Source organism: Amycolatopsis sp. NPDC039088 (genome assembly GCF_055598845.1).
This window is the reverse complement of the sequence record NZ_JBVKAE010000025.1, coordinates 97,373-119,135: the sequence shown is the minus strand read 5'-3', so window position 1 is coordinate 119,135 and position 21,763 is coordinate 97,373. Positions and strand designations below refer to the sequence as shown.

The 21,763-nt window shown below is 68.7% G+C and carries 25 protein-coding genes and 1 pseudogene; 9 read left to right on the top strand and 17 right to left on the bottom strand.

What is annotated here, in order from left to right:
- Nucleotides 1–17: 17 nt before the first annotated feature.
- The 5 genes from ACZ7KI_RS28950 to ACZ7KI_RS28930 form a co-directional block, all read right to left on the bottom strand.
- Complete coding sequence (locus tag ACZ7KI_RS28950; protein ID WP_470276216.1) at nucleotides 18–1,196, bottom strand: thiolase family protein; 1,179 nt, start codon at nucleotides 1,194–1,196, stop codon at nucleotides 18–20.
- Complete coding sequence (locus ACZ7KI_RS28945) at nucleotides 1,193–1,948, bottom strand: CoA-transferase subunit beta (protein ID WP_470276215.1); 756 nt, start codon at nucleotides 1,946–1,948, stop codon at nucleotides 1,193–1,195. Before ACZ7KI_RS28945 ends, ACZ7KI_RS28950 begins: the two co-directional genes overlap by 4 nt.
- Nucleotides 1,945–2,754: a CoA transferase subunit A gene (locus tag ACZ7KI_RS28940; protein ID WP_470276214.1), complete on the bottom strand. Its 810-nt coding sequence runs from the start codon at nucleotides 2,752–2,754 to the stop codon at nucleotides 1,945–1,947. Before ACZ7KI_RS28940 ends, ACZ7KI_RS28945 begins: the two co-directional genes overlap by 4 nt.
- A 108-nt stretch (nucleotides 2,755–2,862) precedes the next feature.
- A complete protein-coding gene (locus tag ACZ7KI_RS28935) occupies nucleotides 2,863–2,985 on the bottom strand; it encodes a hypothetical protein (RefSeq protein ID WP_470276213.1) in 123 nt (40 codons plus the stop codon).
- A gap of 196 nt (nucleotides 2,986–3,181) precedes the next feature.
- Nucleotides 3,182–3,709, bottom strand: coding sequence for a hypothetical protein (locus tag ACZ7KI_RS28930; RefSeq protein ID WP_470276212.1), 528 nt, complete (start codon nucleotides 3,707–3,709; stop codon nucleotides 3,182–3,184).
- 157 nt (nucleotides 3,710–3,866) lie between these two features.
- Here ACZ7KI_RS28930 and ACZ7KI_RS28925 point away from each other — a divergent pair, with 157 nt between their 5' ends.
- Nucleotides 3,867–4,832, top strand: a complete 966-nt coding sequence (locus tag ACZ7KI_RS28925; RefSeq protein ID WP_470276211.1) for a 2-hydroxyacid dehydrogenase — start codon at nucleotides 3,867–3,869, stop codon at nucleotides 4,830–4,832.
- Complete coding sequence (locus ACZ7KI_RS28920; protein WP_470276210.1) at nucleotides 4,829–5,953, top strand: glycerate kinase; 1,125 nt, start codon at nucleotides 4,829–4,831, stop codon at nucleotides 5,951–5,953. The genes ACZ7KI_RS28925 and ACZ7KI_RS28920 overlap by 4 nt, the downstream gene beginning before the upstream one ends.
- Before the next feature lie 79 nt (nucleotides 5,954–6,032).
- Here the strand turns inward: ACZ7KI_RS28920 and ACZ7KI_RS28915 are convergent, their stop codons facing one another.
- Together ACZ7KI_RS28915 and ACZ7KI_RS28910 are read right to left on the bottom strand one after the other, a co-directional pair.
- The gene (locus ACZ7KI_RS28915; RefSeq protein WP_465504487.1) at nucleotides 6,033–6,338 is read right to left on the bottom strand and encodes an iron-sulfur cluster biosynthesis protein; all 306 of its coding nucleotides are present in this window, start codon (nucleotides 6,336–6,338) and stop codon (nucleotides 6,033–6,035) included.
- Nucleotides 6,339–6,434: 96 nt separating this feature from the next.
- A pseudogene (locus tag ACZ7KI_RS28910) lies at nucleotides 6,435–6,635 on the bottom strand (hypothetical protein); the annotation flags it as partial.
- A 171-nt stretch (nucleotides 6,636–6,806) separates the two neighbouring features.
- Here ACZ7KI_RS28910 and ACZ7KI_RS28905 point away from each other — a divergent pair.
- The 4 genes from ACZ7KI_RS28905 to shbA all read left to right on the top strand — a co-directional run bounded on the left by ACZ7KI_RS28905 (nucleotide 6,807) and on the right by shbA (nucleotide 8,842).
- On the top strand, nucleotides 6,807–7,262 hold the full coding sequence (locus tag ACZ7KI_RS28905; RefSeq protein ID WP_470276209.1) for a GtrA family protein: 456 nt from the start codon (nucleotides 6,807–6,809) through the stop codon (nucleotides 7,260–7,262).
- Nucleotides 7,263–7,272: 10 nt separating this feature from the next.
- The gene (locus ACZ7KI_RS28900; protein ID WP_470276208.1) at nucleotides 7,273–7,623 is read left to right on the top strand and encodes a YidH family protein; all 351 of its coding nucleotides are present in this window, start codon (nucleotides 7,273–7,275) and stop codon (nucleotides 7,621–7,623) included.
- 13 nt (nucleotides 7,624–7,636) lie between these two features.
- On the top strand, nucleotides 7,637–7,933 hold the full coding sequence (locus ACZ7KI_RS28895; protein ID WP_470276207.1) for a DUF202 domain-containing protein: 297 nt from the start codon (nucleotides 7,637–7,639) through the stop codon (nucleotides 7,931–7,933).
- Between the two features lie 249 nt (nucleotides 7,934–8,182).
- Nucleotides 8,183–8,842 carry an RNA polymerase sigma factor ShbA gene (gene shbA / locus ACZ7KI_RS28890; RefSeq protein WP_470276206.1) on the top strand — a complete coding sequence of 220 codons (660 nt, stop codon included), beginning with the start codon at nucleotides 8,183–8,185 and terminating at the stop codon, nucleotides 8,840–8,842.
- Between the two features lie 84 nt (nucleotides 8,843–8,926).
- Here the strand turns inward: shbA and ACZ7KI_RS28885 are convergent, their stop codons facing one another.
- Genes ACZ7KI_RS28885 through ACZ7KI_RS28875 form a run of 3 tightly spaced genes read right to left on the bottom strand, consistent with a single transcriptional unit; the run spans nucleotide 8,927 to nucleotide 11,018 of the window.
- On the bottom strand, nucleotides 8,927–9,751 hold the full coding sequence (locus ACZ7KI_RS28885) for an amidohydrolase family protein (protein ID WP_470276205.1): 825 nt from the start codon (nucleotides 9,749–9,751) through the stop codon (nucleotides 8,927–8,929).
- Nucleotides 9,748–10,719, bottom strand: a complete 972-nt coding sequence (locus ACZ7KI_RS28880; protein ID WP_470276204.1) for an aldo/keto reductase — start codon at nucleotides 10,717–10,719, stop codon at nucleotides 9,748–9,750. Before ACZ7KI_RS28880 ends, ACZ7KI_RS28885 begins: the two co-directional genes overlap by 4 nt.
- On the bottom strand, nucleotides 10,716–11,018 hold the full coding sequence (locus ACZ7KI_RS28875; RefSeq protein WP_470276203.1) for an L-rhamnose mutarotase: 303 nt from the start codon (nucleotides 11,016–11,018) through the stop codon (nucleotides 10,716–10,718). The genes ACZ7KI_RS28880 and ACZ7KI_RS28875 overlap by 4 nt, the downstream gene beginning before the upstream one ends.
- Before the next feature lie 106 nt (nucleotides 11,019–11,124).
- Between ACZ7KI_RS28875 and ACZ7KI_RS28870 the strand changes: the two genes are divergently transcribed.
- Nucleotides 11,125–11,835, top strand: coding sequence for a FadR/GntR family transcriptional regulator (locus ACZ7KI_RS28870; protein WP_400935533.1), 711 nt, complete (start codon nucleotides 11,125–11,127; stop codon nucleotides 11,833–11,835).
- 201 nt (nucleotides 11,836–12,036) lie between these two features.
- Here ACZ7KI_RS28870 and ACZ7KI_RS28865 read toward each other — a convergent pair whose 3' ends face one another.
- The 6 genes from ACZ7KI_RS28865 to ACZ7KI_RS28840 are packed head-to-tail and all read right to left on the bottom strand — an operon-like array spanning nucleotide 12,037 to nucleotide 18,572.
- On the bottom strand, nucleotides 12,037–13,056 hold the full coding sequence (locus tag ACZ7KI_RS28865) for an ABC transporter permease (RefSeq protein ID WP_470276202.1): 1,020 nt from the start codon (nucleotides 13,054–13,056) through the stop codon (nucleotides 12,037–12,039).
- On the bottom strand, nucleotides 13,053–14,576 hold the full coding sequence (locus tag ACZ7KI_RS28860; protein ID WP_470276201.1) for a sugar ABC transporter ATP-binding protein: 1,524 nt from the start codon (nucleotides 14,574–14,576) through the stop codon (nucleotides 13,053–13,055). Before ACZ7KI_RS28860 ends, ACZ7KI_RS28865 begins: the two co-directional genes overlap by 4 nt.
- Nucleotides 14,573–15,616, bottom strand: coding sequence for a sugar ABC transporter substrate-binding protein (locus tag ACZ7KI_RS28855; RefSeq protein WP_470276200.1), 1,044 nt, complete (start codon nucleotides 15,614–15,616; stop codon nucleotides 14,573–14,575). Before ACZ7KI_RS28855 ends, ACZ7KI_RS28860 begins: the two co-directional genes overlap by 4 nt.
- Nucleotides 15,617–15,656: 40 nt before the next feature.
- Nucleotides 15,657–16,415 carry an SDR family NAD(P)-dependent oxidoreductase gene (locus ACZ7KI_RS28850; RefSeq protein WP_470276199.1) on the bottom strand — a complete coding sequence of 253 codons (759 nt, stop codon included), beginning with the start codon at nucleotides 16,413–16,415 and terminating at the stop codon, nucleotides 15,657–15,659.
- Complete coding sequence (locus ACZ7KI_RS28845; protein WP_470276250.1) at nucleotides 16,408–17,712, bottom strand: enolase C-terminal domain-like protein; 1,305 nt, start codon at nucleotides 17,710–17,712, stop codon at nucleotides 16,408–16,410. The genes ACZ7KI_RS28850 and ACZ7KI_RS28845 overlap by 8 nt, the downstream gene beginning before the upstream one ends.
- Complete coding sequence (locus ACZ7KI_RS28840; protein WP_470276198.1) at nucleotides 17,712–18,572, bottom strand: fumarylacetoacetate hydrolase family protein; 861 nt, start codon at nucleotides 18,570–18,572, stop codon at nucleotides 17,712–17,714. The genes ACZ7KI_RS28845 and ACZ7KI_RS28840 overlap by 1 nt, the downstream gene beginning before the upstream one ends.
- 230 nt (nucleotides 18,573–18,802) lie before the next feature.
- Between ACZ7KI_RS28840 and ACZ7KI_RS28835 the strand changes: the two genes are divergently transcribed.
- Nucleotides 18,803–20,047: a Bcr/CflA family multidrug efflux MFS transporter gene (locus tag ACZ7KI_RS28835; protein WP_470276197.1), complete on the top strand. Its 1,245-nt coding sequence runs from the start codon at nucleotides 18,803–18,805 to the stop codon at nucleotides 20,045–20,047.
- Between the two features lie 47 nt (nucleotides 20,048–20,094).
- Here ACZ7KI_RS28835 and ACZ7KI_RS28830 read toward each other — a convergent pair whose 3' ends face one another.
- Nucleotides 20,095–21,318: an NAD(P)/FAD-dependent oxidoreductase gene (locus ACZ7KI_RS28830; protein WP_470276196.1), complete on the bottom strand. Its 1,224-nt coding sequence runs from the start codon at nucleotides 21,316–21,318 to the stop codon at nucleotides 20,095–20,097.
- 217 nt (nucleotides 21,319–21,535) lie between these two features.
- Between ACZ7KI_RS28830 and ACZ7KI_RS28825 the strand changes: the two genes are divergently transcribed.
- Entirely contained in the window at nucleotides 21,536–21,754 is a 219-nt protein-coding gene (locus tag ACZ7KI_RS28825; RefSeq protein ID WP_037303652.1) for a hypothetical protein, read from the top strand.
- Nucleotides 21,755–21,763 lie beyond the last annotated feature (9 nt).

The window sequence follows — 21,763 nt, the reverse complement described above, 5'->3', positions numbered from 1 at the left end:
CAGCGCGGGTCAGTGGATCACTGGGCTTCGAGGACGACGGCCAGCCCCAGGCCGACGCCGATGCAGATGGCCGCCAGCCCCCACCGGCCACCGGAGCGGCGCAGGTGATGGGCCAGCGTGCCGAGGATGCGGCCGCCGGAGGCGCCCAGCGGATGCCCGATCGCGATGGCGCCCCCGTTGACGTTGACGATCTCCGGGTCGAGTTTCGACCAGTCGCGCAGGCAGGCCAGCGACTGCGCGGCGAAAGCCTCGTTCAGTTCGACGGCGGCCAGGTCTTCCCAGCCGATGCCCGCGCGCTCCAGTGCGATCTCGGCCGCGCGCACCGGGCCGATGCCGAAGACGTCGGGATCGACGCCTGCCGCGCCCCGGCCGGCGATCCTCGCCAGTGGCGCCTTGCCGAGCCGTTTCCCGGCCGCCTCGTCACCGAGCAGCAACGCGGACGCGCCGTCGTTCAGCGGCGAGGCGTTCGCCGCCGTGACCGTCCCTTGTGGACGGAAGACGGGCTTGAGTTTTGCGAGTTTCTCCGGGCTGGAGTCCGGCCGGATGCCTTCGTCACGGGTGAGTTCGACGCCCTCGACCGCGACGACGTGATCGTCGTAGAAGCCTTCGTCCCAGGCTCGGGCGGCGTTGACGTGACTGCGGACGGCGAAGGCGTCCTGCTCGTCGCGGCCGATGCCGTAGCGCTCGGCGAGCTGCTCGGTGGACTCACCGAGCGAGACCGTCCACTGCTCGGGCATCTTCGGGTTGACCATGCGCCAGCCGAGCGCGGTGGAGTACAGCGTCTGGTTGCCGGCGGGGAAGGCCTTTTCCGGCTTCTGCATGACCAGTGGCGAGCGGCTCATCGACTCGACCCCGCCCGCGACGGCGAGCGAAGCGTCGCCGACCTGGATCGAGCGGCTGGCCTGCATGACCGCGTCGAGGCCGGAGCCGCACAGCCGGTTGACCGTGGCGCCCGGGACACTCGTCGGCCAGCCGGCCAGCAGTGCCGCCATCCGCGCGACGTTCCGGTTGTCTTCGCCGGCGCCGTTGGCGTCGCCGAGGACGACCTCGTCCACGGTGGCCGGGTCGAGGTCGTTGCGCTCGCCGAGCGCCCGCAGCACGGTGGCGGCGAGGTCGTCCGGGCGGACCCCGGACAGGGCGCCGCCGTATTTGCCGAACGGGGTACGGATGGCGTCGAACAGGAAGACGTCGGTCATGCGCTCGCCCTTTTGAGGTCTCGGAGGATGCGGAGTTCTGCCTCGGTCGGCGCCGGGGTGGTGCCCAGGTCGCCTGCCACCTTCAGTTTCCACCCGGTCGCCTCGACGACCTGATCGACCTCGACCCCGGGATGCAGTTCGGTGAGCGTGAGCTCGGCGGTGTCCGGGTCGGGCCGCATCAGGCCGAGGTCGGTGACCACCAGCGTCGGCCCTGCGCCCGGAAGGCCGAGCCGTTCGCGGTCACCCTTGCCGGTGCCGTGGCCGAACGACGTCACGAAGTCGACCTTCTCGACGAAGGTGCGGGTGCTCTGCCGCAGCACCACGAACACCTCGCGGCAGGACGCGGCGATCTCCGGCGCGCCACCCGCGCCGGGCAGGCGCACCTTGGGGTTGGCGTAGTCCGGGCCGATGACGGTGGTGTTGATGTTGCCGAACTTGTCCAGCTGGGCGGCGCCGAGGAAGCCGACGTCGATCCGGCCGGGCTGGAGCCAGTAGTTGAAGACCTCGGGGACGCTGACCACGGCGTCCGCGGTGTCGGCGAGTTCGCCGTCGCCGATGGACAACGGGAGCCGGGTGGGTTTAGCGCCGAGGCAGCCGGATTCGTAGATCAGCGTGAGGTTCGGCGCGTGCCCGCGCCTGGCGAGGTTCGCGGCCGTGCTCGGCAGGCCGATGCCCACGAAACAGGACATCCCGTCGCCGAGCGCGCGAGCGGCGGCGACGCTCATCATCTCGTCGGAGGTGTAGCCGGTCATGCCTTCACTCCCGTCAGCTCGTCGAGCCAGCGGGTGAAGCTCTCCCTGTCCCGGCCGATCACGTCCCATGCCTGGTAGGCGTCGTTGTCCCGTTCGTAGTACCCCGCCGCGTACGACGGCTTCGCGCCGCCTGGAACCTCGGCGACGGCGGTGACCGCCCACGACGGCAACACGATCGCGCCCGGCCGGGGCTCCAGCTCGTCCACGATCTCCTCGACGGTGACCAGTGAGCGCTTCGCCGCCAGTACCGCCTCCTTCTGCACGCCCGTGATACCCCAGATCTGGACGTTGCCGGACCGGTCGGCGCGCTGGGCGTGCACGATCGACACGTCCGGGTTGAGCGCGGGGACGGCGGTGAGCTGCTCGCCGGTGAACGGGCAGGTGATCGGCTTGATCGTGTCGGTCTGCGCGGCGAGATCGGTGCCGGTGTAGCCGCGCAGCACCGCGAATGGGAGGCCCGAAGCACCGGCGACGTACCGATTCGCCATGCCCGCGTGGCTGTGTTCCTCTATTTCCAAGGGCACCGGCCAGTCGTGCTGGACCGCGTCGCGGAACCGGTGCAGCGAACCGACCCCGGGATTGCCGCCCCAGGAGAAGATCAGCTTGCTCGCGCAGCCGGCACCGATGAGCTGGTCGTAGACGATGTCCGGGGTCATGCGGACGAGCGTCAGCCCGGTGCGGCGCTGCCGGATGATCTCGTGACCGGCGGCCACGGGGATGAGGTGCGTGAAGCCCTCGAGCGCGACGGTGTCCCCGTCACGCACCAGTCGTGCCACGGCGTCCTTCAACGACAGCAGCTCCGCCATCCCCACTCCCCACCTGTTCGCCTTGTTCGTATCGCGCACACATGTTCTGCATATGAACATAGCACAGGCGGCCGGGTCAGGGCACTGCTTCCGACCGGTGAATCTTGATCAGCTCATCCGGCCTCCCAGCCAAGAGCGATACCGGCGAATCGCGAAGGCCTGCAGTCCGGGATCGACGGCCAGCGGGCTGGTCCGCACGAGCTGTTCGGCGCGGGCGAGGAAGTAACCCAAAGGTGGCGTACCTGGGGGGCCGGTTCGGTGTCGAGGACTCGATGGAGGCTGGCCACCCCTCGCAGTGTCAGCGGGAAGTCGGGAGCCGGGCGTCACAACGGAAGGGCAGCTCGTGCCCTACAACGCCGAGGAAGAGATGAAGAAACGCGGCGTACTCTACGAAAAGGCGGCGAAGAAGGTGGCCGACCTCTTGTGATCAGCTGATCCCGCTACCGGGCGGGAACCACTCGACGGCCTTGTAGTCCCCTGTCTCGACGGTCTCGAACGGAGCACTGCTCACACAGGGCGGCACGACGAACTTGTGTTCGGGGTCGGGACCCCAGCTGTAGCCGACCCTGTCGCGCCTCCCGTTGTCGTACACCGTCATCCCGACCCGGTGGTCCTTGAGCTCCGGGACGTTCGTGTCTTCGACGATGCCGGTGACCACGGCGACCGGGCCGCCGACGACCAGGCAATCGACCCTGCCCTGGAAGTAGGCGGAGAACCCTTCACCCGCGTGGCTCACCCGGAACGTCCCCCTGCTTTCCGGGAAGAGACCACGCGCGTCGAAGGTGAACCGGACGTCCTGGCCGTCCTTGCGCAGCAGCTTGGCGCTGCCGATCAGGCTCGGTTCGGCCGGCTTCCCCTTGCTCTCTTCCACCCCCGACGCCTGGCCCGACGCGACGAGGGTCGTGGCGATGATCATCACGGCTCCGATGGCCGCGAGTTCTCGTGATCGTTTCATTTCCACCCCTGGAATCCCCTGCTCACGGAAACTTTCCGCGGTTACGACCATCCCGGTACGACGGGCCGTGACGACTCCCCCACATAGGGGAAGCGCCTCCCTCATAACGGGGATTCGTGCATTTGGGATACCAAATGCCACCCATTAGGCTGGCCGCGTGGCCTCGACGATCGCGGTGACCCGGTGGATTCCCGACGAAGCGCTGAAAGCGCTCGCCGACGTCGGGGAGGTGAAGCTGTCGCGTGCGGACCGGCCGCTGAGGCCGGACGAACTACGCGAGTTCGTCCGAGGCGCGTCCGCGATCGTCGGCATGCTGCACGACCGGATCGACGGCGCGGTCGCCGACGCGGCGGGCCCGGCGCTGAAAGTCGTGGCGAACGTGGCCGTCGGCTACGACAACATCGACGTCCCGGCGCTGGCCGGACGCGGCGTCACGGTCACCAACACCCCCGGCGTGCTCACCGACGCCACCGCGGATCTGACGTTCGGGCTGATCCTCGCGGTCACGCGACGGCTCGGCGAGGGCGAGCGGCTGCTCCGGTCGCGCACCCCGTGGTCGTTCCACCTGGGTTTCCTGCTCGGTTCCGGACTGCAGGACAAGACACTCGGCGTCGTCGGGCTCGGCCAGATCGGTCAGGCGGTCGCGCGGCGGGCACTCGGTTTCGGCATGCGGATCGTCTACTCAGGACGGTCGCGGGCCACCCAAGATGTCGAGAGGACTTTGGGCGCGGAGTACGTGTCCTTCGACGAACTGCTGAAAAGCGCCGACGTCGTCTCGCTGCACTGCCCCCTCACGCCGGAGACCAGGCACCTCATCGACGCGAACGCGCTGAAGACGATGAAACCGGGCGCCTATCTCATCAACACTACGCGCGGACCCGTCGTGCACGAGGCGGCGCTGGCGGACGCGCTCGAAGCCGGGGAGATCGCCGGAGCGGGGCTCGACGTCTTCGAAGCCGAGCCCGACGTCGAGCCCCGCCTGCTGAATCGCGAAAACGTCGTCTTGACGCCGCACCTCGGATCGGCGACGGTCGAGACCCGTACCGCCATGGCCGTGCTCGCGGCCGAGAACGTCGCGTCGGTGCTCACCGGCGGAAACCCGCTGACGGAGGTTCGTCCATGACTCGTGTGGTCATCGCGCCCGACAAATTCAAGGGAAGCCTGACCGCGGTCGAGGCCGCGGAGGCGATCGCCCATGGCGTCCGCGACGCACTGCCCGAGGCCGAAATCTCCGCCTGCCCGGTCGCGGACGGCGGCGAGGGGACGCTCGACGTCCTCGTGGCGGCGGGTGGCCAGCTCGTGGAACTCCCGGTTCGCGGGCCGCTCGACGACACCGTCGACGCGCGCTACGTGACACTCGACGGAACGGCCTACATCGAGTCGGCCCGCGCGTGCGGGATCGAGTTCGTCGAGCCGAGCCCTGAGGTGGCGCTGGCCGCGCACACCTGGGGCGTCGGCGAGCTGCTCGCGCACGCGATCGACAACGGCGCGCGGCGGCTGGTGCTGACCGTCGGCGGGACCGCGAGCACCGACGGCGGCGCCGGGATGCTGGCGGCACTGGGCGCCGGGGTGTTCGACGCGTTCGGGGCGCCGGTCGGACTCGGTGGCGGCCCGCTGGGCCGCGTCGCCTCGGCCGAACTCGGGCCGGTGCGCGAGCGGCTCGGCTCGGTGACCGTCGCCGTCGCCACCGACGTGACGAATCCGCTGCTCGGACCGCGTGGCGCCGCCGCGATCTTCGGACCGCAGAAGGGCGCCGGACCACGCGAAGTCGAGCAACTGGACGCGTCGCTGGCCCGCTGGGCACAAGCGCTGCGGAACGCCGGGACGCCCGACGTCTCCGACATCCCCGGAGCGGGGGCGGGTGGCGGGGTGGCAGCCGGTGCGATCGCGGGGCTTGGCGGTCGAGTGGAATCCGGTTTCCAGCTCATCGCCGGGCTCACCGGCGTCGCCGACGCCATCGAGCGCGCCGACCTGGTCATCACCGGTGAGGGCTCGCTCGACGAGCAAAGCCTCGACGGCAAGGCCCCGGCGGGCATCGCGGCCCGCGCGCACGAGCATTCGGTGCCGCTGATGGTGCTCGCCGGACGGATCCAGCTGGATCAGAGCCAGCTCGCCGGCCTCGGGGTCGTGGGCAGCGCCGCCCTGATCGACCACGCGCCTTCGCTCGACCACGCGCGTGCGCACGCGGCGGAACTCCTGCGCGAACGGGCTGGCGAGCTGGTCCGCGCTTGGGCCCGGCCTTAAAGGGACTCGTGAGTGCTAATGAAGGTTAGAGCCCTCATTAGCACTCACGACCTCTTGTGGACAGTCAAACGGCACCCGCTCAGCTGCCAGGCTGGGGCTGCGGGAGCACGGCGAAGGCGACTTCGCCGGTCTCGTCCTGCTGGACGTCGAGCACCTTGTCGTCGAGCAACGCTGCCGCTTCCGGCTCCAGGAAAACCTTCGGGCCCCCGTCGGCGCCGAGCACCTTGTCGCCGCTTTCGGGCTGCGGGGCGACGGAAACCGCGAGCTGCGGACTGTCTCCCTGTTGGGAGTGCATCGCGAAACGCAGTCCGCTGCCGTCCTCGGTTCCCTCCTGCCCGGTCAGTGCGGTGATCGCCTCGGCGGCGGCTTCGGTGACTGTCAGCATCTCTGCCCTTCCTTCGTCGCGGTCTTGCACTTGACGGACCACGCTAGGGGGTGACGGCACGGCCCGCCGTCTGAGTGAAGATCATTTTTCGCCGACGTCAGGCTCCTCTTCGGCCAGCCGCATGGCGTGCGACTCCCCTTCGCGGATCTCCGCGGGCGTCGTCCCGAAACGGTCGGCGCCACTCCAGTGCTCGGGTGGCTCGACGCCTTCTTCGAGTGGATCGACCCGGAGTTCGTCCTCGTCGAGCGCCTCGGCAGGGCTCAAGGTTTCCGGCTCAGCCGTCTCGCGGTCGTCCATCGGCCGTTCCCTCCTCGTCGGACGTTGGCCGGGCCGTGCTGTACTCGACCCGGTCCCTGTGGCCTACCCGATGCCGCCGGAGGCCAAACGACGACGCTGTCGGGCGGATCACAGTTCTCAGCGGCTTTAGCAGCTTCACAAATTTGTGAAGCGAGGGGTAGCGTCGTCTTCATGACCACCACCAGGTGGGCGCCAGGGCACCGGATCATCCGGCGCGCGCCGGAACGGCATCACGAGCTCGGCAACCATGCCGCCTGGTACGTCGTCGCCGGGGTCGCCGCCACCGGCCTCCAAGCGGTGCTCTTCCTTGTCCTTCAGCCGGTATCGGGTCCCCAGCTGGCCAATCTGGTCGCGCTCGCGGTCACGACGGTCGGGAACACCGAGTTCCACCGGCGGGTCACCTTCGCCGCCCGGAAGAGTCATGCGGGCAAACGGCATTTCCAGGACGTGGTGACCTTCGCCTTCTACGCCGCGTACGGCTCGATCGTGCTCGCGTCCCTCGACGCGGTGATCTCCGAGCCGACCGCGCTGGAGCAGACGGGCGCCTTGCTCGCGGCCAGCGTCGTGGGCGGCATCGCGCGCTTCGCGGTCCTTCGCTGGTGGGTCTTCCCGCGCCAGAAGGCTTAGTCTTCGTCACGTGGCAGAGATCAACGGCCCGCACGACGGCGGTTCGGAACCCGATTACCGATTCACCCTCGCCAACGAGCGGACCTTCCTCGCCTGGCTCCGGACGGCGCTGGGCCTGCTCGCCGGCGGCGTCGCCGTGCACCAGCTGGTACCGGACCCGACAGCGCTGAGCACCGTTCTCGCCGGACTGTGCGTCGTACTGGCCGCCGTGCTCGCGGCGAGCGCGTATCCGCGCTGGCGGCAGGTGCAGACCGCGATGCGGGCGGGGCGGCCGCTGCCGAAGAGCGGGATGCTGATCGTGCTGACGGCGGGGATCCTCGTGATCACACTGACGGCCGCGGCGCTGGTGATCTTCTCGTGAACCCGGCGGACGCGTGAGCGATCACGGAGCGCAAGCGGAACGGACAGGACTGGCCTGGCGCCGGACCGCGCTCGCGGCTACTGCCTGCACACTCCTGCTGCTGCATTCGGCCGCCCGCCGGGGCTGGGGGACGGCGATCATCCCCGTCGTGGTCGCCGGCGCCACGGTGATCACCCTCGCCGTCATCGGAGCGGTTCGTGAACGGGCACTGCGCGGGACCGTCACCCCGAAATCTCTTAACCCTGCCTTGGCTGTCACCGCGTCGGCACTCGTCGTAGCGACGGCGGCCGCTTTGATCGCGGTGCGCTAACCGCCACGCACATCGAGCGATCGCGAGCACCCTTTTCGCGACACAGAGTCTCGGTTGTATTAAGCCGACTCCGGCGAATGGGCTATCTCTAGTTGAAATCTTTACTGCCGTTCGATCGACGCCTACGATTACGCTGCGTCGCAACGGCGGCAGGTGAATCTGATCTTCCGGAGCATTTGCCGCCTCAATCGTTACGGATTGTTGGCCCCTCGACAGCGACGGTCGCAGGGTCGGCCGGGGAGGACGACCATGCAAGCAATCTCCAGCGCGTCCAGAACCGTCACCACCGATGCGGTCCCCGGCTATACGACACCGGAGAACCTGCCTCGACCGGGCGGACGGTTGACGAAGGAGGATCTCGATCCTCTCGTCAAGGACGCGGGCGACGGGAATCCCGCCGCGATCCAAGCGCTGCTACGGATGATCGGCCCCGTCGTGGTCCGCTACTGCCGCGCCAGAATGGGCGGCCGCGACCTGTCCTACCTGTCGGCGGACGACGTCGCGCAGGAAGTGTGCATGGCCGTGCTGAAGGCACTGCCGGGCTATCAGGATCGCGGTGGCTCGTTCCTCTACCTGGTGCACGCGATCGCCGCCAACAAGGTCGCCGACGCCTACCGCGCGGTCTCCCGAGACCGGTCGGAACCGGTACCGGAACTGCCGGAACGGCCCATCGGCGACAACGAGCCCGAAACGCACGCCCTGCACCTGGACCTGGGTGCCCGGCTCAGCCGCCTGCTCTCCAATCTGCCGCGAGTGCAGCAGGAGATCCTCGCGCTCCGCATCGCCGTCGGCCTCTCCGCCGCCGAAACCGCCGAGGCTCTCGGTATCTCCGCCGGCAACGTGCGCGTGACGCAGCACCGCGCACTGGCCCGCCTGCGGACGATGGTCACCCCCGACGACGAATTCTGATCTTTCCTTCCCCCTGTCGCAGGTCGTTGATCGGCGGCTACCCGGCGCCCGGCCCCCGCGCCTCTCACTTTTCCGACCCGCCGCTCACGTGAGCCGATAGGCCCGCCGAGCCGTGCCGTCGAAGAACTCCAGCCGCTCGGCGTCGCTCAGCGAACCGGTCAGCGAAACCGCCGTGTCCACGACGACCTCGTACGCGGCCGCGAGCTCACAGACAGGCCAGTCGGAGCCGAACATCAGTCGCGAAGCCCCGAAACACTCCAGTACGTGCTCGGCCCAGCGCGCCAGATGTCCGACCTTCCAGTGCGCCCAGTCCGCCTCGGTCACCAGTCCCGAAAGCTTGCAGTACACGTTCTCCAAGGCGCCCAGGGCCGCGACACCGTCCGCCCACGGCTGCCATTCCCCGGCGGAGATCGGTGGCTTCGCGGCGTGGTCGAGAACGAAAACCTGATCAGGTAACGCCTTCGCCGCGGCAAGGGCCGCCGCGAGCTGAGGCGGCTTCACCAACAGGTCGTAGGCCAGTCCGGCCTCGCCGAGGGCGGCGAGACCACGCAGGACTTCGGGCCTGGTCAGCCACGACGGATCCGCCTCGTCCTGCACCTGATGCCGGATTCCCACCAGTGGCCCGGAAAAGGCGGCGACGCGGTCGGTGACATCGGGGGCGGTGAGATCGACCCAGCCGACGACCCCGGCGATCAAGGGCTCGGCCGAAGCGGTCGCGAGGAACTCGCGCGTCTCCTCCACTGACGGCACCGTCTGCACCAGCACGGTCTTCTTCACCCCCGCCGCCTTGGTCACCGCGCGGAGATCGTCCACTGTGTACGGACGGCGGATCGGTTCGAAGGCGGCACCGGCCAGCCATGGATAGTGCCGCCGCGATGGGTCCCAGAGGTGGTGGTGCGCGTCGATCACGACAGTCCTTCCGGTCGCAGCACGGTGTCCTCACGCAACAGTCCCGCACGGATCAGGTCCGTCCACAACTCACGTGGCACCGGCCGCCGGAACCGCTCGGCGTTGAGCCGCACCTGACCCGGGTCGTGCGCGCCGACGACGACGGACACCACCGCCGGATGCGCGGCGGGCAGTCCCAAGGCGGCCTGCGGGAGTTCGACGCCATGCCGCTCGCAGACTCCGGCGATGGCCTGTGCCCGCGCGACCAGCTCGGCGGGCGCCTCGGCGTAGTCGTACATCGTGCCGGGCGACACCGTGGCGAGGATGCCCGCGTTGAACGCTCCACCGGCCACCACGTCCACCCCGCGTTCCGCGCACAGCGGCAGAAGATCGTCGAGCGCGGGCTGGTCGAGCAGGGTGTACCGGCCGGCCAGCAGGATCACGTCGAGGTCGAAGCGGCGGACGAACTCGGCGAGCATCGGCGCCTGGTTCATCCCGGCGCCGATGGCGTCGACGACACCCTGCTCCCGCAGTTCGAGCAGCGCGGGGAACGCGCCGTTGACGGTGTCTTCGAAATGTTCGTCCGGGTCGTGCACGTACACGACGTCCACCCGGTCGAGGCCGAGCCGTTCGAGACTGTCCTCAAGCGACCGCAAGATCCCGTCACGGCTGAAGTCCCACCGGCGTTTGTAGGCCGCGGGCACGACGAAACCCTGACTGTCGGTCCGTGCAGCGCCATCGGGATCGGGTTCCAGCACGCGGCCGACCTTGGTCGACACCACGTAGTCCGGGCGGGGATACGCCGAAAGCGCCGCTCCCAGCCGTCGTTCGGACAGGCCGAGACCGTAGTGCGGGGCGGTGTCGAAGTAGCGGATGCCTTCGTCCCATGCCTGCCGGACGGTCGCTTCGGCTGTTTCGTCGGTGATGGCGTGGTACAGGTTGCCCAGCTGCGCGCAGCCGAGCCCGAGCGGGGACAGGGAGATCTTCACGGAAGCTCCCAAACCAGGCCGAGACCCGAATCGGCACCGGAGTAGTCGTCTTCGACGTCGAGCAGTTCCGACATCCGCGCCTGCCAGGGAATGTTGGCCGGATGATCGCGCAGTATCGCGCGCATCTTCGCGTAGTCCTCGACTTCCACCAGGTGGAACAGGTCGAGACCGGCACGCCAGATCCGCCACGAACGCACCCCCGCGGCACGCAGCGCGGCGTCGAGATCGGGCGGGATGACGGCGTGGACGGACTCGTATTCGGCCTCCTTGCCCGGCTTCAACCGGGTGTGGAGTGCCACCCTTTGTAGTGCGACACCGTGGGTCAACGCTCCTCCTCAGCGGGAAACATGGCACTCTGTCAACTGACACACAAACATCCGAGGTCTTCGGGGAGGGCGGTGGAAGATGCCGGTCACCGATGTCGCGATCGACAAGATCAAGGACATGATCATCTCCGGTGAGCTTGCTCCCGGCGACAGGCTGCCGAAGGAGGCCGAACTGGCCCAGCGGCTCGGCCTGTCCCGCAGCTCGCTGCGCGAAGCGGTGAAGGCGCTGTGCCTGATCCGCGTACTCGACGTCCGCCAGGGCGACGGGACATACGTCACCAGCCTCGAACCGAATCTCCTTCTCGACGCGATGACGTTCGTGGTGGACTTCCACCGGGACGACACCGTGCTGGACTTCCTCGCCGTCCGCCGGATCCTGGAACCGGCGGCGACGGCGCTGGCCGCGATGCACATGAGCGACGAGGACATCGCGGAACTAGGCCGCTTGCTCGACGAACTGGCCGACTCGCCGACGGTGGAGGCGCTGGTCGCGAACGACCTGCAATTCCACCGCAAGATCGCCGACGGCTCCGGGAATCCGGTGCTGTGTTCGCTCTTGGACAGCCTGTCGGGCCCCACCGCCCGCGCCCGTATCTGGCGCGGTCTCACGCAGGAAGGCGCCGTCGCGAAGACCCGCGAGCAGCACACGGCGATCTACGAGGCCATCGCCGCCCGCGAACCCGAACTGGCTCGTTCGTGGGCCACCGTGCACGTGGCGGGCGTGGAGCAGTGGCTCCGCAACGCCCTCGGCACCGCCGACGATCCCACCACGGCCGCCGAAGCTTCCTGACACAACACTCTCCCAACCGGCCACCGAAGTGGCCACACGGTCTCCCCAAGGGCGCCCTGCGCCCGACGGAGACTTCACCGTCGCGCGCCTCTTTTGGCCGGAGGCCCCGGAAACGCGATGAAGGGGCGCCTCCTCGCCCACCGCGCCGTGGAAGGCAAACGGCGCCCCTTCGGCGCGTTTTCGCCCACCGCGCGACAAACATCACGTCTGGGCCTTTCCCCCGGCATAGCGGGAGATGATCAACGCGACCAGGATGATCACGCCGTAGATCGCCTTCAGCCATTCCGGCGGCACCTGCGCGACCTGCAGCAGGTTGGTGACCGTCTGCAGGAGCAGCACGCCGGTGAGCGCCCCGACCAGAGTGCCCTTCCCACCGTCGAGCGAGACACCGCCGATCACCGCAGCCGCGAACACCTGCAGGATCAATCCGTCGCCCTGATCGGCGCCGAGCGCGCCGACGTAGCCGGTGTACGCGAGGCCCCCGAGCGCGGCCAGCACCCCGGCCACGACGAAGACACCCCACGAGATCCGGTCGACGCGGATACCCGCGGCTCGCGCGGCTTCCCGGTTGCCGCCGATGGCGTACAGCGACCGGCCGATCCGGTGATAGCGCAGCCCCAGCCCGAACACGGCGAACAGGGCCGCGGCCAGCCACACCGACATCGGCAGCCCGATGAACGTGGTCGTCGCCAGCGCGGTGAACACGTCCAGCTGGTCGAACAGCGTCTTCCCTTGCGTGGACCCGATCTGCGTACCGCGCAGCACCGTCAGCATCGCCAGCGTGACGATGAAGGCGTTCAGCTTCAGCTTGACGATCAGGAAGCCGTTCACGAAGCCGACGGCGGCACCGGCCACCAGCACGGCGAGAATGCCCGCGAAGCCGGGGAATTCGGTGCCGAAGCCCGAAGCCGCCACCGGGATGACCAGCATCGCGCCGAGCGCGGGCGCCATCCCCATGGTGGATTCCAGCGACAGGTCGAACTTCCCGGTGAGCAGGACCAGCGATTCGCCGAGCACCACCATCGACAACGCCGCCGAGGCGGACAGGATGCCGACGATGCTGCCGAAGGTCAGGAACGTGTCACTGATCAGTCCTCCGATGATCAGCACCACGATGAGCGCCGGCACCAGTGCCAGTTCCCTCAGCCATTTGAACTTCCGGCGCTTCGGCGGTGGTCGCACCGAGGAGGCCGCTTTCGGATCCGTCATCAGTTCGGTCATCCGCGCTCGACTCCTTCGATGTCGGCCACCAGGTCGCCGTCGGACCAGCCCGCCCGGTGTTCGGCGGCAACGGCACCGGCGCGCAGCACCAGCACCCGGTCGCTCAGGCGCAGATCGTCCAGCTCGTCGCTGACGATCAGCACCGCCTTGCCCTCGGCCCGCACCCGGTCGACGACCGCGAGCAGGGCCTCCTTCGATTTCACGTCCACGCCGGCGGTCGGGTTGATCAGCACGACCAGCCGCGGGTCACCGGCGAGCGCGCGGGCCAGCACGACCTTCTGCTGGTTGCCGCCGGAAAGATCGGACACCGGCTGGTCGGCGCCGGCCGCGACGATGTCGTAGTCCTCGAGCGCCTTCGAGCCCTGCTCGTACCTGGCACTCGGTGACGCGATGCCACCCTTGCCCATACGGTCCAAAATAGACAGTGTGGCGTTGTCCATGATGGAGTGTTCGAGGACCAGTCCTTCCTGATGCCGGTCCCTCGGCACGCAGCCGATCCCGGCGCGGATCGCGGCCGGGATGTCGCCCGGCTTCAACGGCTTCCCCTCGACCCGGATCGTCCCGGACGACGCCGTACGCAGTCCGTACACGGTTTCGGCGACCTGGTGTTTGCCGCTGGCGTTGCTGCCCGCGAGCCCGATCACCTCGCCGCGGTGGATCCGGAAGGTCACGTCGGCGAACCCGTCACCGGAAAGCCCGTCGACGGTCAGCACCTCGTCCGCACCGGAATCCAGCGCCTCCCGCGTCGAGGCGTCGCGGACGGAAAGCCCGCCCTGCTCCCCGGTCATCGCGTCGATCAGCTCCGCGCGGCCGACCTCGGAGACCGGAGCGGTGAGGATGTGCTTGGCGTCGCGCAGCACGGTGACCGCCTGGCACACCTCGTACACCTCGTGGAGGTGATGCGAGATGAACAGGAAGGTCACCCCGTTCGCCTGCATCTGGCGCATCCGCTCGAAGAGCCGTTCGATCGCCTGGCTGTCCAGCTGCGCGGTCGGCTCGTCGAGCACGATGAACCGGGCACCGTAGGAGAGCGCCCTGGCGATCTCGACGAATTGCCGGTCTTCGACCGAGAGCTCGCCGGCCGGGGTGTCGACGTCGACGTGGACGTCCCAGGAGTCGAGCAGCTCCCTCGCCTGGCGGCGCAGGCGCTGCCAGCCGATCGCGAACCCCTTCCCCGATTGGCGGTTCAGGAACAGGTTCTCCGCGACGGTCAGCTGCGGGACGACCATCGCGTGCTGATAGACACAGGCGACCGCGCGTTTCCAGTCGTCCTGTTTGGACAGAGGAGGGGCGGGGACGCCGCCGAACTCGACCCGTCCGGTGTCCGTTTTGGACAACCCGGTGAGGATCGAGACCAGCGTGGACTTCCCCGCACCGTTGCGGCCGACGAGCGCGTGCGACTCGCCGGGGTGCACGGTGAGGCTGACGTCGGAGAGCGCCACGGTCGGGCCGTAGCGTTTACCGACGCCCTGTGCGCTGACCACCGGTACGGCGGCGGAGCCGGCGGGCAGCGCGCTCACAGGTTGTTCCCCCAGAGGGCCTTGTCGTCCACGTTCTCCTTGGTGACGACGGGCGCGGGGAGCTGGTCTTCCAGTATCCCGGGCCGGACCTCGACGACGGTGCTGCCGTGGTCGGTCGGCCCCGCCTTGAAGGTCTCCCCCGCCATCGCCTTCTTGACCCAGTACATGCCGTACTTGGCGTAGTCGTCGGCGGGCTGGGAGACGGTCGCGTCGAGTTCACCCGCGCGGATCGCGGCCAGTTCCTGCGGGATCCCGTCGTTGCTGACCAGCACGACGTGCTTCGGGTCGCCGACCGGGAAGTACAGGTTCTTGCGCTTGAGTGCCTGCTGCGTCGGCGCCAGGTAGACGCCGCCCGCCTGCATGTACACGGCCTTGATGTCCGGGTTGGCGGTCAGGAGGCTGTCCAAACCGGACGAAGCCTTGTCCGCCTTCCACTCGGCGGAGATCTCCAGCACCTGGACACCCGGGAACTTCGTCTTCATGCACTGCCGGAAAGCCTCGGAGCGGTCGCGTCCGTTGACCGAGGCGAGATCGCCCATGATCTGCACGACCTTGCCCGAACTGACCTTCGCGCCGATCGCCTCGCAGGCCTTGGTGCCGTACGCCTTGTTGTCCGCGCGCACCACCATCGCGACCTTGCCGCTCTCCGGCGCGACGTCGACGGCCACCACCGGGACGCCCTTGTTCTCCGCGGCCTTCAGGCCCGCCACGACGGCGGCGGAGTCGAGCGGCGTCACGACGAGACCCTTGATGCCCTGGTTGAGCAGGGTGTTGATGTCGGTGATCTGTTTCGCCGAGTCGCTGTCCGCGTTGACCGTCGGCAGCGCGTCGACGCCCTGCTCCTTGGCTTTCATCGGCACGTAGTTGTTGTAGGCCTGCCAGAACGGCGAGGTCAGCAACGGGATCGTCGCGCCGACCTTGCCGCCCTGCGCCCCACCGGCTCCCGGTGCGGCCGCATTGTCCTTTGTGGACCCACAGGCTGACAGCGCCAGCCCGAGCGCGGTGGCCGCGGCGGCCACCTTGATCACTCTCGTACGCACCGCATCCTCCTTGATGACAGCCGGGAACCGGAGTATCGAGCTACTGCTGGACCGGGCCGCGCGGACGCAGCCCGTACATCCCACCGTCGACGGCGAGCGCCGTGCCGGTGGTCGAAGCCGACAGCGGACTGGCGAGGTACACGATCGCGTTCGCGACCTCGTCCGCGGTCACCAGCCTGCCCATCGGCTGGCGGGCGGCCAGCGCGGCCCGTTCGGCTTCCGGGTCACCCGCCGAGTCGAGCAGCCTGCCGACCCACGGGGTGTCCGCGGTGCCGGGGCAGACACAGTTGACCCGGATCTTGTCGGCGAGATGATCGGTCGCCATCGCCAGGGTCAGCGAGAGCACCGCGCCCTTGCTGGCCGAGTACAGCGCGCGGTTGGGCAGCCCCGCCCACGCGGCGATCGAGCAGGTGTTGACGATCGCGGCCGACGGGGAGTTCTTCAGGTGTGGCAACGCCGCCCGTGCCAGCCGGACCATGCCGACGACGTTGATGTCGAGCACCCGGTGCCATTCGTCGTCGTCGTTGGCGGTGACGTCACCTTGCGCACCGATACCGGCGTTGTTGACCAGGATGTCCAGCCTGCCGAAGCGCTCGGCCACCGCGTCGATCGCGGAGCGCACTTCGTCGTCGGAACCGACGTCGCAGCGGAAGCCGGTGAGGCCTGCCGGAAGGTCGTCCGGTTTCAGGTCGAGCACCGCGACCGTCGCCCCGCGGGAGGCGAGCAGCTCCGCGGTGGCCCTGCCGATCCCGGACGCGCCGCCGGTGACTGCGGCGACGAGGCCTTCGAACTCACTCACTGGCAGTCTCCGTCCATTCTGGACCGTCGGGGAAGGTGAACCGGCGCAATGTCGCGTCGTGCATCCGCGCGGAGAAGCCGGGCGCGGACGGGGCGAGATACCGTCCGCGCGCCACGACGGCCGGATCGGTGAAGTGCTCGTGGAGGTGGTCGACCCACTCGATCGACCGGTCGGTGTCCGAGCCGGACACCGCCACGAAGTCGAACATCGACAGATGCCGCACGAGTTCGCACAGCCCGACCCCGCCGGCGTGCGGGCACACCGGGACGCCGAACTTGGCGGCCAGCAACAGGATCGCCAGGTTCTCGTTGAACCCGCCGACCCTGGCGGCGTCCAGCTGCAGTACCGAGATCGCGCCCGCCTGCAGGAGCTGCTTGAACACCACGCGATTCTGGACGTGCTCACCGGTCGCCACGCGGATCGGGGCGAGCGCCTTGGCGATCGCGGCGTGCCCGAGCACGTCGTCCGGCGACGTCGGCTCCTCGATCCAGTACGGGTCGTACGGCGCGAGCGCGGTCATCCAGGTGACGGCGGTCCCGACGTCCCAGCGCTGGTTCGCGTCGACCGCGACCCGGATGTCCGGGCCGACCGTCTCGCGGGCGAGCTTCATCCGGCGGACGTCGTCCTCCAGATTGCCGCCGACCTTCAGTTTGATCATCTCGAAACCGTCGGCGACCGCCTGTTCGGCGAGCCGGACGAGCTTCGTGTCCGAGTAACCGAGCCAGCCGGGAGACGTGCTGTACGCGCGGTATCCGTCGCGCTCGATCCGAGCGATCCGCTCGGCACGGCCGGGTTCGGCGGCGCGCAGGATGTCGAGCGCCTCCTGTTCGGTCAGCGCGTCGGACAGATAGCGGAAGTCGACGAGGGAGACCAGCTCCTCCGGCGACATCCCGGCGGCGAAACGCCAGACCGGGAGCCCGGCGACGCGCGCGGCGAGATCCCAGGCGGCGTTGACCACCGCGCCGATCGCCATATGCGCGACCCCCTTCTCCGGGCCGAGCCACCGCAGCTGCGAATCACCGATCAAGGCGCGGGACAGCTCGCCGAGCCCGGCCGCACCGGTGGGTACTTCGCGGCCGACGACGTGGGGTTCCAGCGCGCGGATCGCCGCGGCCTGGACGTCGTTGCCGCGACCGATGGTAAAGGCGAGACCGTATCCATCAGGACCGCCGTCGGTGTGTAACACGACGTACGCGGCCGAGTAGTCCGGGTCCGGGTTCATGGCGTCCGAGCCGTCCAGCTCCCGCGAGGTGGGGAAGCGGATGTCGAGCACCTCCATGCCCACGATCTTCGCCATCATGCCTGCCTCACGTTCTGGCGCTGACGCCCGAGGCCGTCGATTTCGAGCTCGATGACGTCACCCTCGCGCAGGTACGGCTTCGGGTCCGGCTGACCGAGCGCGACCCCCTGCGGAGTGCCGGTGTTGATGAGGTCGCCGGGGCGCAGCACCATGAACTGGCTCAGATAGTGCACGATCTCGGCGACCGTGAAGATCATGTCCTTGGTGGACGAGTCCTGTTTCTTCTCGCCGTTGACCCACAGCCGCAGGCCGAGCGCCTGCGGATCGGTCACCTCGTCGGCGGTGACCAGCCACGGGCCGAGCGGGTTGAAGTTCTCGCACGACTTGCCCTTGTCCCACGTGCCGCCGCGTTCGAGCTGGAACTCGCGCTCGGACACGTCGTTCGAGACGGTGTACCCGGCGACGTACTCAAGGGCCTCTTCGACGCTGTCGAGGTAGCGCGCGGTCTTGCCGATGACGACGCCGAGCTCGACCTCCCAGTCGGTCTTGGTCGACTTCCGCGGCACGAGCACGTCGTCTTCCGGGCCGACGACGACGTCGGGGGCCTTCATGAAGACGACCGGCTCACCTGGCACGGCGGCACCGGACTCTTCGGCGTGCTGCCGGTAGTTGAGGCCGATGCAGACGACCTTGCCCGGCCGCGCGATCGGCGCGCCGACCCTGGCGCGCGCCGCTGACTCATCGGCTTCCGGCACCTCACCGGCGGCGAGCGCGGCCGCGACCGTGGTGACGCCGTCGCCCGCGAAGAAGGTGCCATCGATGTCGGCGGTCAGACCCGCGAGGTCGCGCAGCGTGCCATCCCCGGCACGTACGAACGGACGCTCACTTCCCGGCTCCCCGAGACGCAACAGCTGCACGGATTTTCCCTTCCGGCCGAACCGCCAAGAATCAACGGCTCCAACAGCAACAAACAGACATCCGATGTATACCCGACGACCTCGACCCAGATCTAGAGGTCATCCGGATTTGCTCGGAAAAGTGATCCGATCAGTCGTCGCAGGTCCGAGTGCCATGAATCACAGTCGGAATAGTTACCTACTCTAAGCAAGTTGTTCCCGGCGGAACCATCACTGGGGAAGGGAAGAGCATGACCATCGCGCCCGAGCGAATGGCGGAACCCATCGCGCGACCGATACCGACCGGACGCGCCCGGTTCGTCCTGATCCTCGGCGGCCTGTCCGCCTTCGGGCCCCTGTCCATCGACATGTACCTGCCCGCGCTGCCGCAGATGGCGGGAGAACTGCACGCGGCGGACGCGACCGTCCAGCTCACGCTGAGCGCGTTCATCATCGGCCTCGCCCTCGGCCAGCTGATCCTCGGACCGCTGTCCGACGCGATCGGCCGTCGCAAACCGCTCGTGGCGGGACTCGCGCTCTACATCGTTGGATCGCTGCTGTGCGCCTTCGCCCCGAGCGCCGACCTGCTCATCGCCGCCCGCGCCGTCCAGGCCTTCGGTGCCGCGGCCGGCATCGTCATCGCCAGGGCGACCGTGCGCGACCTCTACTCCGGCACGGCGATGACGAAGTTCTTCTCGCTGCTCATGCTGGTCAACGGGCTCGCGCCGATCCTGGCACCGATCATCGGCGGCCAGATCCTCACCTGGACCTCGTGGCGCGGGGTGTTCATCTGCCTGACCGTGTTCGGCGCGATCCTGCTCACCGTCGTGTTCTTCCTGCTGGCGGAACCCCTCCCCGAGGAACGCCGGACACCCGCCCGGTTCGGCTCGGTACTGAGGACCTACGCCGGCCTGCTCCGCGATCGCGGTTTCCTCGGTTACGCCCTCGCCTCCGGGCTGATGTTCGGCAGCCTGTTCGCCTACATCTCCGGATCGTCCTTCGCGCTCCAGGGCGTCTACGGCCTGAGCCCGCAGGCGTACAGCCTGGTGTTCGGTCTCAACGGCATCGGCATCGTGCTCGTCGGCCAGCTGAACGGGCGAATCGTCGGACGCTTCCCGGAGCGGACGCTGCTGACCGTCGGCCTCGTCATCGCGGCGGTCGCCGGTTTCGGCGTGCTGGCCGCGGTGGCGCTGGACCTGAGCCTCATCGGGCTCCTGATCCCGCTGTTCGTCCTGGTGTCGAGCATCGGCATGGTGGCGCCGAACGCGAGTTCGCTGGCGCTCGCCGAACAGGCACGGTCCGCCGGTTCGGCGTCGGCGTTGCTGGGTGTGCTGCAGTTCGTCGTCGGCGGGCTGGCGACGCCGCTGGTCGGACTGGGCGGCGCGGGCACCGCGGTCCCGATGGGGATCACGATGGCGGCGTTCGGCGTCCTCGCGCTGGTGGCCTTCGGGACCATGACGCGGTCTTCGCGGGCTTTGGTCCCTCAGGAGGTCTAAGCGGCCGAGTTCTGGCCTCACGCGTGCTATGAAAGCATCCAGAGGGGTCAAGCGAAGGTCTTGAGATCAGCCGTCCTCAACTGGTCCGCGGTCACCGTCGCGCGTCCGTCGACCAAGGCCTTCAACGCGTCCCCGTCATCCCATTGGTTGACGTTCATCGCGGCGGTCACCTGCCCGTCGCGCAACCAGAACGCCGTGAAGTCCCGCGCCGCGAGATCGCCCCGCACCACGAGTTCATCGCTTTCGGGATCGGCGAGACCACGATATTCGCAGCCCAGGTCGTACTGGTCCGAGAAGAAATATGGGCTCTTCAGGTACGGCTCGTTCTCGCCGAGCAGGTTCCCGGCGACGTGCTCGCCCTGCCATTTCGCGTTCGACCAGTGCTCGACGCGGACGCGTTTCCCGTAGCGCGGATGGAAATGCGCGGCGATGTCGCCGATCGCGTAGACGTCGGGAGCGGCGGTCCGCAAACCGGCGTCGGCGCAGACACCGCCGTCGTCGGACAGTTCCAGTCCGGCGGCGTGCGCGAGGTCGATCCGCGGCGCCGCACCGACGGCCACCAGGACGACGTCGGCCGGAAGCTCGTCACCACTCGTCAGGCGGACACCGGTCACTCCGTCCGGACCGCCGGTGAATTCGGCGACGCCTTCACCCAGCCGCCACTTCACGCCGTGTTCGGTGTGAAGGTCTTTGAACACCCCGGACACTTGTTCGCCCAGTACCGCGAGCAGCGGCGAGCCGACCTGGTCGACCACGGTCACCTCGGCACCGTGTTCCCTGGCGGCGGCCGCGGCCTCGGTCCCGATCCAGCCGGCACCGACGATCACCACCCGTTCGGCGTCCTTGAACGCCGAACGCAGCGCCAGCGCGTCGTCGAGGGTGCGCAGGGTCCGCAGTCCCGGCAGGTCACCACCGGGGACCGGCAACGACCGCGGCCGGGAGCCGGTCGCGAGCACGAGCCGGTCGAACCGGTGCTCGCCGCCCGCGTCGTCGGTCACGAGCCGCGCGCCGAGTTCGATCCTGGTCGCGGTCGCCCCGCTCTTGTGCGCGATCTCCTTCTCTTCGTAGAAACCCGCGTCGTGCACCCAATCGGGTTCGTCGGCCTTGCCCATCAGAAGTCCTTTGGACAACGCCGGTAATTCGTACGGGCGATGTGTATCGGTGCCGAGCAGCAGGATCTCGCCCGCGTAGCCCCGTTCTCGCAGCGTTCCCGCGGCCGTCGCTCCCGCGAGACCGGCTCCGACGATGACGATCTTCCTGGGTTCGGACATTCACGACCTCCCGAGCAGGCTCTCTTCGGACGCTACTCCCGATCGGGCGTCCCCGCCCGGACACGGCAGCCCGTCCGGCCTAGCCGGTCCGGAAGTCGATCACGATCCGAAGGATCGGTTAACCCATCAGTAGGAACGTCGGGTAATCCGCGTCACGCCCCTCGGACCGCCCCGTCCCAGCCTCGGACGAGAAAGGGAGATCATGGGAAACGGGAGGATGAGGACCTTGGCACCCCGCGACGAATGGTCGGTCGGCTGCCGGGATCTGGCAGGCAGGCGCAGGGACGTGACGGTGTTCGTGAGCGCGGACAAGATCGTGCTCGTGGCGCCACCCGGAGAGGCCGCCGTACTCGGGCCGCTGGACGTGGGGCGCCTGCGCGCCGCGCTCCGCGACGCCGTGGTCGCGGTGGCGGAACATCCGGACCACCACGAATGACAACTACCG

What these genes read in the sequence shown, in the direction of transcription:
- ACZ7KI_RS28930 (WP_470276212.1), bottom strand. Translation starts at nt 3,709, where the DNA reads ATGAAACGATCACGAGAACTCGCGGCCATCGGAGCCGTGATGATCATC.
- ACZ7KI_RS28830 (WP_470276196.1), bottom strand. Translation starts at nt 21,318, where the DNA reads ATGTCCGAACCCAGGAAGATCGTCATCGTCGGAGCCGGTCTCGCGGGA.
- ACZ7KI_RS28825 (WP_037303652.1), top strand. Translation starts at nt 21,536, where the DNA reads ATGAGGACCTTGGCACCCCGCGACGAATGGTCGGTCGGCTGCCGGGAT.
- ACZ7KI_RS28845 (WP_470276250.1), bottom strand. Translation starts at nt 17,712, where the DNA reads ATGGCGAAGATCGTGGGCATGGAGGTGCTCGACATCCGCTTCCCCACC.
- ACZ7KI_RS28945 (WP_470276215.1), bottom strand. Translation starts at nt 1,948, where the DNA reads ATGACCGGCTACACCTCCGACGAGATGATGAGCGTCGCCGCCGCTCGC.
- ACZ7KI_RS28905 (WP_470276209.1), top strand. Translation starts at nt 6,807, where the DNA reads ATGACCACCACCAGGTGGGCGCCAGGGCACCGGATCATCCGGCGCGCG.
- ACZ7KI_RS28865 (WP_470276202.1), bottom strand. Translation starts at nt 13,056, where the DNA reads ATGACCGAACTGATGACGGATCCGAAAGCGGCCTCCTCGGTGCGACCA.
- ACZ7KI_RS28915 (WP_465504487.1), bottom strand. Translation starts at nt 6,338, where the DNA reads ATGCTGACAGTCACCGAAGCCGCCGCCGAGGCGATCACCGCACTGACC.
- shbA (WP_470276206.1), top strand. Translation starts at nt 8,183, where the DNA reads ATGCAAGCAATCTCCAGCGCGTCCAGAACCGTCACCACCGATGCGGTC.
- ACZ7KI_RS28920 (WP_470276210.1), top strand. Translation starts at nt 4,829, where the DNA reads ATGACTCGTGTGGTCATCGCGCCCGACAAATTCAAGGGAAGCCTGACC.
- ACZ7KI_RS28870 (WP_400935533.1), top strand. Translation starts at nt 11,125, where the DNA reads ATGCCGGTCACCGATGTCGCGATCGACAAGATCAAGGACATGATCATC.
- ACZ7KI_RS28950 (WP_470276216.1), bottom strand. Translation starts at nt 1,196, where the DNA reads ATGACCGACGTCTTCCTGTTCGACGCCATCCGTACCCCGTTCGGCAAA.
- ACZ7KI_RS28940 (WP_470276214.1), bottom strand. Translation starts at nt 2,754, where the DNA reads ATGGCGGAGCTGCTGTCGTTGAAGGACGCCGTGGCACGACTGGTGCGT.
- ACZ7KI_RS28835 (WP_470276197.1), top strand. Translation starts at nt 18,803, where the DNA reads ATGACCATCGCGCCCGAGCGAATGGCGGAACCCATCGCGCGACCGATA.